Below are 12,929 nucleotides of genomic sequence, written 5' to 3'. Positions count from 1 at the left end.
CGACAGCCCCGGCCGGCTTCTGCGTCGAGACGGCTGAGTATATGCTCCTCTATTTTCTTTCGTCATTAACGGCGACTGCAGGGAAGATCGCGGTATTGTTCTAGAACGCCATATGTGACCTGAGACCCAATTTCCCTCCAGTTTTCGGGAGAGTCTTGAGTTGGACTTGCATCGGAAAAGTGGAGAGGTTTTCTTGAGTTGAAAGGAAATCGGAATTCCGAAGCAGAAGAATTTAACCAAGGAATTTGAGACTGAGGCGGTGCGCTTGGCGCAGACGGGCGGGCGGACTCAGCGCGAGATCGCCCAGGACCTGGGCGTCGGCCTGTCGACGCTGGTGCGCTGGATCGGTCGTAGCCGTGATTAGGCGATGGATGCGCCGCTAAGATCCACTGCCATGGAAGACATGGCGGCCAAGCTTCGGCCGGATGCAACGGAGGTTGCATTGTTCTCAAGGATGGCAGCGCCATTCTCTTCGATTGAGTAATCGTCGTGATGCTTGATCAGCAGCCAATTTGTTGGCTTGCCGCCGTCGCGGTCATTGCGCATCCGCACCAGCACAAAACTGCCAAGCAGCCGCTCTCCCTCCAGCGTAAACTTGAAATCACCCTTGGCCAGGGCCTGCTCCGGCGTCTTGTTGCCTTCCGGCTCGCAATAGCCCCAATCCCAGAGCATGACCGTGCCGCCGCCATACTGGCCTTTCGGTATGGTACCTTTGAAGTCGCCGTAGTCCAATGGATGGTCCTCGCCCTCGACAGCCAAGCGTTTGTCGTGCGGATCCAGAGAAGATCCTTTGGTCACCGCCCAGGACTTGAACACCCCATCGAGTTCGAGCCGCAGTCATAATGCAGCCGCGTGGCTTGGATTCCGAACAATCCACCCAGCCGTGTTATATTACGTTGGTATTCGCTTTCAGTATAATTATGCTGCGGCAAAGTCTATTTATTGGACGAATTGAACCAATGATGTCGGCAAGCGTCGCAAAATACACACTCTTTCCGGCCTTCACGGCTTCGACACCGAGCGCTGTGGGCGAGATGGCTTTTGCCTGTTCCCGGCGGACCAAGGAAATGAACGGCCTCATGGCTATCGACGAAGCCAAGCTGCGCCAGGGTGAAGATGCGATCTTGGTCGAGTGAAGGCTGAAAGGTGAAGTCGAAGCCGGCGAGTGTCTTGATCGTGCCGACCCTGCCCATCCGCAGGGCCGTCTTGATGCGGCTGTTCTCCCGTAGGGTCGATTCTTCGGACAGGAGGATATCAATGGCTTCCAGCGCAGAAAGCTCACCGTGTTCCAGGCGTCGAACGACATGTGCACGTGGCATCTTCAAGCCGACGAGATCATGACGGATACGATCGATCATGGACGGAATGGCATCAAGGGCCGCGCTCATGGGCGGTTCTCCTGTGCCAGAACTTTGCCGACGGCGTCATAGAAGGCGAGAGATCTCTGAAGCACGGTGTCGCCTGCGGGCTTGACGACAATGGCATCGTCGCGCGTCCTGGAGCGATGACGAGTGCTCGTCGCGATGGGGGGGCTGATCCCGGCGCTGTTTGCGGCCCTCCAAGACGGGATGGCTGCGATCAGCATGCCGTTCTCGAAGATGCGGATCTCGTCGGCGAACGAATGGACTTCGACCATAGCCTTGCTGAACAGAGGCTCTTCTTTGGCTTCGGCACGATCCAGCGCTTCTTTGCACGGCACAACATGCCGCGTAAAAAAGAGTGCGCATGCCTCCGAGCAAGATCGCCCCAACATCTTGAAGCGGCGGCAGGAATGGTTCGAAGGCCAACTTGACCTCGACCCGGCGCGCCTCATCTTTATCGACGAGACCTGGGCTTCGACAAACATGGTCCGCCGCCATGGCCGGTGTGCACGAGGCGAACGCCTCCGGGTCAGTGTTCCACACGGCTACTGGAAAACAACGTCTTTCATTTGAGCGCTGACGTTGCGTGGTTTCATTGCCCCCTTCGTCATCGACAGGCCGATCAACCGCATCAGCTTCGAGACCTATGTCGGGAAGGTATTGCTGCCCGACCTTCGACCCGGCGACATCGTGGTCACGGACAACTTGTCCAGCCACAGGGGCCAAGGGTAAGGGAGATGGTTGAAAGCGCCGGCGCCAGGCTCGAGTACCTGCCGCCCTACAGACCGGATCTCAACCCGATCGAAAACGCCTTCTCGAAACTCCAGGCGCTGTTGCGTAAGGCCGCTGAACGCTCCATCGGCGGCCTTTGGAACGCAACCGGTCGCCTCTTCAAACTCTTCACGACAACCGAATGCCGGAACTATTTTGCCGCTGCAGGATATGATGCAACATGATCGGATTCCGCTCTAGTCGCAGCTTTCGCGACCACTTGACGCTCGCTACAACAATTTAGCGGTTGTGGCTCTCTTAGGATAACCGCAATGAAGCCACAAATGTTGTCCCGGCGTTCGCTTCGAAGCGATAAACTCCACCCAGTTGGTGGACCGAGCCGTCGATCAGGCGGCTTCCCGTCCCTTTTTGCGTCGTGACAGGATCGAATCCCTGACCCTCATCTCTTATGATGAGTTCGGTGAGCCCATCAGCTGTCGGCGGAAACAGAGTGACCCACAGCGCGCCCCCCTGATCGCTAGGATAAGCGTATTTGACAGCATTGGTGACCACTTCGTTGACCAGCAGAGCCAGTGCAGTGGCTTTGTCGTTGAAAAGTCTCTGCGGCGCCAAGTCAAACAAGACACTGAGCCGGGACTCGTGCGCTGAAAGCGCATTTTTGACAACTGTCTCGATAAGCAGGGCTGCGTCGATCGCAGCGTATTCGTCGTGCATGTAGATTTGTTCGTGGACGGCGATCATCGACCGGATACGATTGTTAAGAGCCTCGGAGCCTTCTGCACGACGGATATGCATCCGAACGAGGGAGAGGACCGACTGAAGGTTGTTCTTAACCCGGTGATGGATTTCCCGCAGCAGCATTTCGTTGGTTTGAAGCGCCTGTTCCAGTTCGACAGCCTGACGATCTTGCGCGCGTAACAGATGGTGAATCCACCATCCACCAGCGACGGCCCCTGCCGCAATCGCCAATCCTATACTCCCGAGCATGTAGATTGCAGACCAAAAGGGCTGGATCAGTACATTGTAGTCGGCAGCGGCAACTGCCACAAGCGGCGTACCCTCTACCCGGCGATAGCTCACGAGTCGTTTCGCCCCATCAAGCGGGGATGCTTCCGCCAAATAGACGCCAGAAGAAGACTGCCTCAGGTACTGGGTGAATAGCACATAGCCAGACATGTCCAGGGTCTTGGAAGCTCGGGGATAGCGCGCCATAAGCATGCCGTCATTGCGGATGAGGCTTACGGTGAAATTTCCGCCAAGGTCCACCGTTTCCCATATCGCCCGCATGATGTCTGCAGGCATCGAAACAATGACGGCTCCTTTAAAAACGCCGTTGCGCACAATCCTCCGACTGATGACAAATATCTGAGTGCCGTTCAGCCGACAGATCAGCATCGGCGATACATATTCCAACTGTCCGTTCTGGACGGCGGTGAAATAATCACGATCGGTTACGTCCATCGTATTGATGTCGGGATCGGTAGAGAGGAGCGTGCGACCAGTAGCGTCAACGACATAGGCAACTACGTTGGCAGGGAGCCCCTGGGTCTCGACGCCGATGTTCCGCACCGTTCCGGTAAACTGGAGATCGCTGTCTGAAAGGGACTCGTCGATGCGTCGCACGGCCTGAATCCCAAGCTGGTAGATCCAGTAAGCATTGCTCGCGACGATCTTCGCAGAGCCTGTCACCCTAATTTCAGCCTGATTTATTGTAAGGTAATAGGTTTGGGTTGCCCATGCCGACAGAATGACGAGAACCATCAAAAGGGTTCCGGACGTCGTAAAAATCGCGAGCTGAGAGACCGAGCGTAGGGGACGGGTTGACATGTTACTCCGCCCTCGCACTCGTCAGGCTTTGCGTTCCCAATACCTTTATTTTTTTGCGTGCGGAAATCAATATCCAGAAAAAGATCTGCAGAAATCCGACCGCAAGAGGTTGCTGTCGATTGTAATTATCTATTGCTTGGCCCCGGCCGTTCGAGCCATGCTTTCACTTCACGCCAATGTTGTCCGGTCATCCCAGCGAGACGTAGGATCGAAAAGTCCCCAACGGCAACGACATCATAGCGGGTGAAGTCATCCCGCTTTACTGCTTCCGCTAACAAGCCACGCACCCGAGGACTGAGGTGCAGTGGGTTCGGCTGGATGGGCAAGCTATCAGCCAGCATCAGCTCGGCTTCCCGCTCGATCCTGACTTTCTCAAGATCAATTAGTATGCGCACGCGGTTGACACTCAAACAATGACGCCTCGCCAGTTCCCGAAAAGAAAAGCCTTTTTGTCGCTCGTCAAACAGCTGGCGATTACGTGTTGCCTTACGGCGCGCCTCAGATGCGTGAGGTGATGTCATTAGTTGCTCCAGGTTTTTGTCTAATTAACAATAGCAACCTGACCTCCTACGTCTACTGTCGGCCTCAATTTCCCCACAATAAAACTTCTTTATCAGAAATAACTACTTGATGGAAATTTACATTACCGCAAGTTGCTGAAATTTTTAGCAAAATTGTATAAATCATTCATATTTAGTAAAGAAGTGGCTGCTAATAATAGCTTCATCAACAAAATCCGGCAGTGGGCGCGGGTATCTGCGATATTGGAGCAGCATTGGATGTTCGGTTTGGATGCAAAGGCGGTTCTTGAGGCCGTAGCGAAGTCGCAGGCAATCATTGAATTCAAGCTGGACGGCACCATCCTGACCGCCAACGAAAACTTCTGTAAGACCTTAGGCTACCAGCTCTCGGAAATCGTCGGCAAGCATCACCGGATGTTCGTCGACCCAGCCGAGGCAAACTCGCCCGAATACCGCGAATTCTGGGCTCAGCTCGGCCGTGGTCAGTATGACCGCCGTCAGTACAAGCGCATCGGCAAGGGGGGCCGTGAAGTTTGGATCGAAGCCTCCTACAATCCGGTGATGCGGGGCGGAAAGCCGTACAAGGTGGTGAAGTTTGCCACCGACATTACGGCAGCAAAGCTCAAGACGGCAGAAGACGCCGGAAAGCTCGACGCTATTTCCCGCGCGCAGGCGGTCATTGAATTCACGCCGCAGGGCGAGATCCTCGACGCCAACGAGAATTTCCTGAAGACCCTTGGCTACCAACTCTCCGAGGTGAAGGGGAAGTCGCATGCGATATTCTGCGATCCTGCCTTCGCAAACAGCCCAGAATATAAGGCATTCTGGTCGGGGCTAGCGAATGGGGAATTCTTCAGCGATGAATTCACGCGCTACGGCAAGGAAGGCCGCAAGGTCTATATCCAGGCGTCCTACAACCCCATCTTCGACATGAACGGCAAGGTGTTTAAGGTGGTGAAGTTTGCCACCGACGTGACGACGCGCGTGAAAAACGTCAATGCGCTGGCGTCGGCGTTGACGGCCCTTTCCGAGGGGGATCTGACCAGGGAACTCGAAATCCCCTTCATGCCGACCCTGGAAAAGGTGCGTCTCGACTTCAACAATGCGACTGCCAAACTGCGCAGCACCATGCAGACGATCACCCATAATGCCGAGGCAATCGCCGCTGCTTCGGTGGAAATCCAGACCGCCTCGAACGACTTGGCGCGCCGCACCGAACAGCAGGCCGCCTCTATTGAAGAAACGGCTGCAGCGCTTGAAGAAATCACCACGACGGTCACCGACTCCAGCCGGCGCGCCAGTGAAGCAGGTCAACTCGTAAGCAAGACCAAGGACAGCGCCGAGCGTTCCGGCAAGGTCGTCGGCCAGGCGGTCGACGCCATGGGCAAGATCGAGACATCCGCCGGCGAAATCTCGAACATTATCAGCGTGATTGATGAGATCGCCTTCCAGACCAATTTGCTGGCGCTCAACGCCGGAGTAGAAGCAGCCCGCGCCGGGGAAGCTGGAAAAGGCTTTGCCGTCGTGGCGCAGGAAGTGCGCGAACTTGCCCAGCGGTCAGCGAAGGCCGCCAAAGAAATCAAGGGCCTCATCACCACGTCCAATGGTCATGTCAAAAGCGGTGTGGAGCTTGTCGGCCAGACAGGCATGGCGCTTGAGGAGATTGTCGGCCAGGTGCTCCTGGTCAACACGAACGTTGCGGCCATTGTAGAGGCTTCCCGAGAGCAGGCCACCGGCCTCAAGGAGATCAATACAGCGGTCAACACAATGGACCAAGGCACTCAGAAGAACGCCGCGATGGTAGAAGAAACCTCAGCTGCGTCTCATAGCCTCGCGCGAGAAGCCGAGCAGCTGTTCCAGATGCTCTCCCAGTTCAAGATTGGTGAGACGTCGAAGCGTCGTGCTGCGCCCGCAGTTGCCGCCCCTGCTCGGCTGCAGCCCGTTGCCTCCCCCGCGCGTCAGATGACGGCTAAGGTCGCTCGCGTATTTCACGGTAATGCAGCGATCAAGAACGACAGTTGGGAGGAGTTTTAATGGCCTTGTCGCAAATTTTTCGGCTTAACGCGGTGTTGACCATCATCAGAGAAATTTACGCTCCCAAAGTTATGGAGCGAGCCCATGATTCTAAATGCCATTGCCGAAAAGCTGAAGCGCCAGTCGAAGGATGATTTCAAAGGCAGGCACTTCGAAGCGTGGCTGATTGTACAGGCGGTTGCCTGGTACTTGCGCTACCCGCTCAGCTACCGTGACTTGGAAGAAATATTTCGCGAGCGGGGCTTCGAGGTCGATCATAGCACCGTCAACCGTTGGGTTTTGGCTTATGCGCCGATGATCGAAAAACGGCTGCGGCAGTTTCGGCGACCCCATTGCGGCTCGGTCCGGATCGATGAGACCTATGTCAAGATCCGCGGCAAATGGCGCTATCTTTACCGCGCCATCGATAAACACGGCAATCCGGTTGATTTCCTGCTGACTGCTAAGCGCGATCTCGACGCCGCCAAGCGGTTCTTCCGCAAAATGCTGAAGGACGAGCCTTTGTTGTCACCGGCTAAGATCGGGACGGACGGAGCCAATACCTTTCCGTCGGCCATCAATGCATCAATCGATAGTGGGCACCTGCATCCGGGTCCGGTTCATTATGTCACCAAGCACCTCCAACAGAGAATCGAGAGCGACCATTTCCGGATAAAGAAGAACATGCCAAAGGTCGGTGGCTTTCAATCCTTCAACACCGCGCGGCGAACCATCGCGGGTTTCGAGGCGATGCTATGGTTGAAGAAAGGCTTCGGCTTTTCCGGCGGCTGGACTGTCAACGAACAGAACGATTTGCTTGCGCGCCTCTTCGGACTGCAAAAGGTTAATAAAGCATGAAACGTAAGATGCTCACGGGATAATCGCGCGCTCCGAAAATGTTTGCGACACGCCCAATATTAGGGACACCTTGCACGAGACATTCAGTGCATTCACCGAAAATTTGCAGCCGAAAATTCGAGGCCCTCATGCCCCCAAGGGCCGGTCACAGACACAATCTTGCGTCCTGACATCAACGGATCGGGAATCTAATGTTTTCTGAAGGCGGAAAGAGTCTGTATGTCGGTCGCACTCGCGATGTGCGCAAGCGCTACGGCCAGCATACCCGCCGATCCAGCGGCCACAACAGCGCTCCATTTGCCTTCAAACTTGCACGCGAAACTACCGGCTTTCCGAGGTCGGACTACCGGCCAGGAGAGACCTCGCACACCGGGCTGCTGTTGAAGCCCGAATTCGCATCGGCATTCGCCGACGCGATCGAGCGCATCAGGCGCATGGAGTTCCGTTTTATAGTGGAAGCCGACCCACCCGCCAGTGCTTGCTCGAGGTCTACGCCTCGGTCGTGTGTGGATCACCATACAACGATTTCGATACGCATTGAGCTGCACTTCACCCCAGCGCGGCAACAGTCGCCTTCCTCTCGTCTTCCAGATGTTGACGACGCTATGTTCTGACGTGGCGCACGAGCGCCTTTAATTGCGAACCCCTATCTGTCGCGAACGATCGCTCGAACGGCGGCACGGCCATGCCGGATTTCCATCATGTCAATCCGCCTCGGCGGCTCGCTGGTGTGGCTCGATCGCTTGATCTGACCGGGGGAGGTGCCGGCTTCATTTGGAACGCCAGAGAGAACCGCCTTTGGGTTTAGTCATCATCTGACTGACGACGGCAGTCTGCAGCAGAGACTAACAAGACGCTGTTCTTGTCATCAGCCATTTTCGTGAACGATCAGCGTAGCGAGGCTGTCGGTTCACTGTGCTGGGAACACTGTGATTGAAATGGCGTTTCTCCGTGATGGAGACGAGCATGCCACGCTATTATTTTCATCTCTTAAACGGTTCAGAGCGAAATGACGACCCGGAAGGCTGCGAGTTGCCGAACGACAAGCTCGCCATTATCGAGGCGACTACCGCCGCGCGAGAAATGGTGGTGGAGGCAGTGTTGCAGGGAGCACCAGTTGGCAGATTAGCATTTGAAGTGGTGGATCAGGACAACCGTCTGATCGTCGAGCTTCCATTCATAAGCGTAGTTAGAGAATAGTGATCAATCGTTGTGGATATGCAGGCGGCTCCCTTGTCTGCAAATTGCCCCGACATCGCGCCCGCGCATGGCGACTGACATGCGGAGAATACACTATTGAAATCGAGCAGATTGATAAATCGCCGACACGGAGCGACACTTAATCCGCTTTCCCGCATTCTCATCTGACGCCTTCGCGTTCGTTTTATGGAGATACGACCGATAGCATGATTATCGAGCAGTGTTATGCGGCTCAATTAGGGCTCTCGTGACCTGTGGACTACTTATGTATGCGCCTCTTGGTTGTTGAGGATGGTATTTTTAACTGCTGAGGTCGAGCAGATTATCAAAGAGTTCGGCGCGGAGGTTGTTGGCAGCGCTCAGGGTGTCAGGGCAACATCGGTCATACTTTCTAATTCCTGCATTGACAGGGCCGTCCTCGACATTGACTTAAATTCAGAAGAAGCTTTTGAAATCGTGGACGCGCTAATGTCTCGCCAAATCCTTTATCTGATCGCATCGAGCGCCGTGCGAGGACCAAGCTGTGGCGGATTCCCAGGCTATTACCTGGCCGGAAATCGGCGAAATCGGGGGCATCATTGCGGCTCTGGTTGGTCCAACGAATTAGAGTCAACACCTCCCGCATAGTGGGAACCTCTATCAACAAGCGAGGTTCTGCCTCAGTCTGGAGATTGCCCGTGAATATTGAAAGCCGCATGAAGGGCCAGCACGTCCTCATTGTCGAAGATGAGTTCTTTATAGCCATGGACACGCAACTGGCGCTTGAGCAGATGGGCGCCATTATTGTTGGACCAGCATCAAATGTGGCTGACGCTTTAGGTCTGATAGCGTCCAGAACGGTGGATTGCGCGATCCTCGACATCCGCCTCGACGTCGATGACAGTTATCCGATCGCCGATAAGCTTATGGAACGCCACATCCCCTTCCTGTTCGCATCATCGGAGAGCAGGGGCGCGCTTCCTGAGCGCTTCAGCGGCTATGTTCTCATCGACAAGCCATTGGAGATGAGGCTTATTGTGGATGCTTTGCTGGGCCCGCCTCACTGACATGACTGATCCTGTAATGTTTTTCCGCCGCGAGACTGCAGAATGCCAGCAGCTTTTCAGGCACAACTAATCCGCGGAAGTATTGTCCTGAGATGGTAATCGCCTGACATTTGGTCCGAAGTTTCGATGCGCGACCGCAAGAGTCGAGCGCATCGAAACGGGTGTGGCCATGCCGCGCTTGAGCGGGTTTGATGGTGTCGCCAAACATCTCAAATCCGAGGACAACGAACATGGCCACGATGGACAAGATAGCACGTCGCAAGCTGTCTTTGCTCGATCTCGCGAGCGAACTTTCCAATGTCTCCCGCGCCTGCAAGGTAATGGGCTATTCCCGCCAGCAATTCTACGAGATCCGCCGCAACTTCCAGACCTATGGAGCCGAGGGTCTGATCGACCGGCTGCCGGGCGCGAAGGGTCCGCATCCCAACCGCGTGCCCGCCGAGATCGAAGAGGCGGTGTTGGCCCACAGCCTCGATCCCCCCTGCCACGGCGCGCTTCGGGTCGAGCAGGAGCTCAGGCTCAAAGGCCTCTCCGTCTCGTCGGGCGGCGTGCGCGGCGTCTGGCAGCGCCATAACCTGCTCACCAAGCACGAGCGGCTTTTGCGTCTGGAGAAGGAAACGGCCGAGCGCCGGATCACGCTGACGGACGAGCAGGTCAAGCTGCTCGAACAGTTCTCGCCCGAGTTCCGTGAGCGCCATATCGAAGCCGAACACACAGGAAGTCTCGTCGCCGTCGATACTTTCTTCGTCGGAACGCTGAAGGGGATCGGCAAGATCTACATGCAGTCGGCCATCGACTGCCATTCCCGCTATGCCTGGGCGAGGCTCTACCCTTCCAAGCTGCCGGTCACTGCCGTCCATATCCTCAACAATGACGTCATCCCTACCTTCGAGGCCCATGATGCTAGGATCGAGGCGGTGCTCTCGGACAATGGGCGCGAATTCTGCGGCCGGCCGGACCAGCATCCTTACGAGCTCTTCCTGCAGCTCGAGGAGATCGAGCACAAGACGACCAAGGTCAGGCGGCCGCAATCCAACGGCATCGTCGAACGCTTTCACCGCACCGTGCTCGACGAGCATTTCCGCGTCGAGGGCCGCAGGACCTGGTTCGAGACGATCGAGGAGATGCAGGCCGCACTCGACGAATGGCTCGTCATCTACAACACCAGACGCCCGCATCAGGGTCGCAACATGGCCGGACGCACACCGCTCCAGGCCTTCATCGACGGGCTGAAAAAAGACCCCGCACCATCACCACAAAAACCGAGAGGAGACACGCTGACAAAGACGCAAAAACAGGCTTCAATGACCCAACAAACCCGCGCCGCCTGAACCCGCTTCAAAACGCGGCAATGTCAGGCGAATACCGTCTTTGTACATATGTCTCTGCGACGTAAATTGCAAAGGCGCGCCGCTGCTCGGGCTCTGCAACAAACCAAGGCTCGCCGGTGATGTCCTCATGGACTTTCTTGATAGTTCCGACGCCCTCGAAAGGAAGGACTCGCATTTTCCGCAGGTCATCAGGAAACGGCATGGGCATTCCTCCCATACTTGGCCGAATGCGCTCAGTTTCCGTTCGCTGACGCTCTCAGCAACAGTTTGTCAATGCCGGTTGAATTTTCCCCAGAAGCGCCGAAGTAAAATTCCCCAGTTATGCCGAGGTGGACGCCAAGGAGGTTTGGGGATTTTTCGGCGGCCGACCGCGTGGCTTTTGAGGCGGCGCGAACGCCGGGGGTGCGATCAAGGCTTTGGAGCGGACATGCTCCGGCATCAGCTCGGCATGCTGCCGCAGCCGATAGCTGGATCCTTCGATCTGCACGACGACGGCATGGTGAAGCAGTCTGTCGAGCAGCGCGGTTGCGACGACGGGGTCTCCGAACACATCGCCCCATTCTGCGAAGCCGCGGTTTGACGTCAGGATCATGGCGCCACGTTCATATCGGGCATTGACGAGCTGAAAGAAGAGATTGCCGCCGCCGTGGACGACCGGCAGGTAGCCGATCTCGTCGACGATCAGCAAGCTCGGCCTGCAGAAGAAGCGGATCCGCTCCTGCAGTCTGCCTTCTCGTTCGGAACGAGCAAGCGAGCCAATGAGGTCGGCAAGCGTGGTAAAATACACACTCTTTCCGGCTTTGACGGCTTCGACACCGAGCGCTGTGGCGAGATGGCTTTTGCCTGTTCCCGGCGGACCAAGGAAATGAACGGCCTCATGGCGATCGACGAAGCCGAGCTGCGCCAGGGTGAAGATCCGATCTCGGTCGAGTGAAGGCTGGAAGGTGAAGTCGAAGCCGGCGAGTGTCTTGATCGTGCCGAGCCTGCCCATCCGCAAGGCGGTCTTGATGCGGCTGTTCTCCCGCAGGGTCAATTCTTCGGACAGGAGGATATCAATGGCTTCCAGCGCAGAAAGCTCACCGTGCTCCAGGCGTCGAACGACATGGTCGAGAGCTTCGAGTGCACGTGGCATCTTCAGGCCGACGAGATCATGACGGATACGATCGATCATGGACGGAATGGCGTCAAGGGCCGCGCTCATGGGCGGTTCTCCTGCGCCAGAACTTTGCCGACGGCATCGTAGAAGGCGAGCGACCGCTGCAGCACGGTGTCGCCGGCGGGCTTGACGACAATGGCGTCGTCGCGCGTCCTGGAGAGATGTGGCGGCGCGAGTGCTCGTCGATGGTCGGGCTGAACCCGACGCTGCTTGCGGCCCTCCAGGACGGGATGGGCTGCGATCAGCATGCCGTTCTCGAAGATGCGGATCTCGTCGGCGAGCGAATGGACTTCGACCATACGGCTACGGGTCGCATCCGGAACGCTGTAGGTGTTGCCGCCGACGCTGACCATGCCTTCCCGCGATACCCGGCGCTCCAGCTTCAGAACGGATTTGAACGGAGCCAGCGGTAAAGGTCGCAGGTGCTTCCGCTCCTCGGCGAAGACCTCATTGACGATGCGCAGGGTCGTGGCATGCTTCCTTGGATTGGCGACTGTATCCAGCCAGTGCCGAAGCTGAGCATTCAGGTCGTCAAGGTTGCGGAACGAGCGGGCGAGGAAGAAGTCTTCGCGGATATAGCGGAACGGCCGCTCCACCTTGCCCTTCGTTTTGGCGCGATAGGGTTTACAGGCCTTCGGGTGGAAACCGTAATGGCGCGCCAGGTCTATGAGGGCGCGGTTGTAGACGATGCCTTCTGTCTGGCCTTCGCCGATGACGGCCGTCTTCATCCGGTCGTAAAGCACGTCCCGCGGAGCGCCGCCGAGAGCCTCGAAGGCCGCGATATGGCAACGCAGAACGGTCGGCAGGTTCTGATGCATGACGAAGCGGGCCCAGATCAGACGGCTGTGCCCCAGCACCATGGAGAACAGCCAGACGATCCTCGG

Annotated in this window: 10 protein-coding genes and 4 pseudogenes; 7 read left to right on the top strand and 7 right to left on the bottom strand. The window is 56.6% G+C overall.

All coding sequences use genetic code 11. From position 1 onward, the window contains the following. Nucleotides 1-208: 208 nt before the first annotated feature. Nucleotides 209-361, top strand: a pseudogene (locus tag OCK01_RS26610) (transposase); the annotation flags it as partial. 35 nt (nucleotides 362-396) lie between these two features. On the opposite strand, the pseudogene OCK01_RS24045 reads toward OCK01_RS26610, so the two are convergent. Together OCK01_RS24045 and OCK01_RS24040 are read right to left on the bottom strand one after the other, a co-directional pair. Continuing rightward, nucleotides 397-857 (bottom strand): annotated as a pseudogene (locus tag OCK01_RS24045) (DNA polymerase ligase N-terminal domain-containing protein); the annotation flags it as partial. Between the two features lie 92 nt (nucleotides 858-949). Next, nucleotides 950-1,388, bottom strand: a pseudogene (locus OCK01_RS24040) (ATP-binding protein); the annotation flags it as partial. A 116-nt stretch (nucleotides 1,389-1,504) separates the two neighbouring features. Here OCK01_RS24040 and OCK01_RS24035 point away from each other — a divergent pair. Then, nucleotides 1,505-2,317, top strand: a pseudogene (locus OCK01_RS24035) (IS630 family transposase). A 73-nt stretch (nucleotides 2,318-2,390) separates the two neighbouring features. On the opposite strand, the gene OCK01_RS24030 reads toward OCK01_RS24035, so the two are convergent. Both OCK01_RS24030 and OCK01_RS24025 read right to left on the bottom strand, forming a co-directional pair. Beyond that, nucleotides 2,391-3,854: a sensor histidine kinase gene (locus tag OCK01_RS24030; RefSeq protein WP_263826139.1), complete on the bottom strand. Its 1,464-nt coding sequence runs from the start codon at nucleotides 3,852-3,854 to the stop codon at nucleotides 2,391-2,393. A gap of 191 nt (nucleotides 3,855-4,045) precedes the next feature. Then, the gene (locus OCK01_RS24025) at nucleotides 4,046-4,441 is read right to left on the bottom strand and encodes a hypothetical protein (RefSeq protein WP_263826138.1); all 396 of its coding nucleotides are present in this window, start codon (nucleotides 4,439-4,441) and stop codon (nucleotides 4,046-4,048) included. A gap of 258 nt (nucleotides 4,442-4,699) precedes the next feature. On the opposite strand from OCK01_RS24025, the gene OCK01_RS24020 reads away from it, so the two are divergent. The 5 genes from OCK01_RS24020 (at nucleotide 4,700) to OCK01_RS24000 (ending at nucleotide 10,889) form a co-directional block, all read left to right on the top strand. Further along, complete coding sequence (locus OCK01_RS24020) at nucleotides 4,700-6,475, top strand: methyl-accepting chemotaxis protein (RefSeq protein ID WP_263826137.1); 1,776 nt, start codon at nucleotides 4,700-4,702, stop codon at nucleotides 6,473-6,475. Between the two features lie 84 nt (nucleotides 6,476-6,559). Beyond that, nucleotides 6,560-7,312, top strand: a complete 753-nt coding sequence (locus OCK01_RS24015; protein ID WP_263826136.1) for an IS6 family transposase — start codon at nucleotides 6,560-6,562, stop codon at nucleotides 7,310-7,312. 966 nt (nucleotides 7,313-8,278) lie between these two features. Then, nucleotides 8,279-8,512 (top strand): DUF6894 family protein, encoded by a 234-nt coding sequence (locus OCK01_RS24010; protein ID WP_263826135.1) that lies wholly within the window; start codon nucleotides 8,279-8,281, stop codon nucleotides 8,510-8,512. A 677-nt stretch (nucleotides 8,513-9,189) separates the two neighbouring features. Then, nucleotides 9,190-9,558 carry a response regulator gene (locus OCK01_RS24005; protein ID WP_263826134.1) on the top strand — a complete coding sequence of 123 codons (369 nt, stop codon included), beginning with the start codon at nucleotides 9,190-9,192 and terminating at the stop codon, nucleotides 9,556-9,558. 230 nt (nucleotides 9,559-9,788) lie between these two features. Further along, the gene (locus tag OCK01_RS24000; protein ID WP_263826133.1) at nucleotides 9,789-10,889 is read left to right on the top strand and encodes an IS481 family transposase; all 1,101 of its coding nucleotides are present in this window, start codon (nucleotides 9,789-9,791) and stop codon (nucleotides 10,887-10,889) included. Nucleotides 10,890-10,896: 7 nt separating this feature from the next. Here OCK01_RS24000 and OCK01_RS23995 read toward each other — a convergent pair whose 3' ends face one another. The 3 genes from OCK01_RS23995 to istA form a co-directional block, all read right to left on the bottom strand. Continuing rightward, the gene (locus tag OCK01_RS23995; protein ID WP_263826132.1) at nucleotides 10,897-11,091 is read right to left on the bottom strand and encodes a hypothetical protein; all 195 of its coding nucleotides are present in this window, start codon (nucleotides 11,089-11,091) and stop codon (nucleotides 10,897-10,899) included. Nucleotides 11,092-11,208: 117 nt separating this feature from the next. Continuing rightward, entirely contained in the window at nucleotides 11,209-12,090 is an 882-nt protein-coding gene (gene istB, locus OCK01_RS23990) for an IS21-like element ISRel3 family helper ATPase IstB (RefSeq protein WP_263826131.1), read from the bottom strand. Further along, the coding region (istA, locus tag OCK01_RS23985; RefSeq protein ID WP_263826130.1) for an IS21 family transposase at nucleotides 12,087-12,929 on the bottom strand (843 nt) is incomplete at its 5' end. The genes istA and istB, both read right to left, overlap by 4 nt.

The sequence above is a fragment of the Rhizobium sp. TRM95796 genome, assembly GCF_025779995.1.
Taxonomy (GTDB): Bacteria; Pseudomonadota; Alphaproteobacteria; order Rhizobiales; family Rhizobiaceae; genus Rhizobium_E.
This window is presented reverse-complemented; position numbering and strand designations above follow the sequence as displayed.

What these genes read in the sequence shown, in the direction of transcription:
- OCK01_RS24015 (WP_263826136.1), top strand. Translation starts at nt 6,560, where the DNA reads ATGATTCTAAATGCCATTGCCGAAAAGCTGAAGCGCCAGTCGAAGGAT.
- OCK01_RS24000 (WP_263826133.1), top strand. Translation starts at nt 9,789, where the DNA reads ATGGCCACGATGGACAAGATAGCACGTCGCAAGCTGTCTTTGCTCGAT.
- OCK01_RS24010 (WP_263826135.1), top strand. Translation starts at nt 8,279, where the DNA reads ATGCCACGCTATTATTTTCATCTCTTAAACGGTTCAGAGCGAAATGAC.
- OCK01_RS23995 (WP_263826132.1), bottom strand. Translation starts at nt 11,091, where the DNA reads ATGCCGTTTCCTGATGACCTGCGGAAAATGCGAGTCCTTCCTTTCGAG.
- OCK01_RS24020 (WP_263826137.1), top strand. Translation starts at nt 4,700, where the DNA reads ATGTTCGGTTTGGATGCAAAGGCGGTTCTTGAGGCCGTAGCGAAGTCG.
- istB (WP_263826131.1), bottom strand. Translation starts at nt 12,090, where the DNA reads ATGAGCGCGGCCCTTGACGCCATTCCGTCCATGATCGATCGTATCCGT.
- OCK01_RS24030 (WP_263826139.1), bottom strand. Translation starts at nt 3,854, where the DNA reads ATGGTTCTCGTCATTCTGTCGGCATGGGCAACCCAAACCTATTACCTT.
- OCK01_RS24025 (WP_263826138.1), bottom strand. Translation starts at nt 4,441, where the DNA reads ATGACATCACCTCACGCATCTGAGGCGCGCCGTAAGGCAACACGTAAT.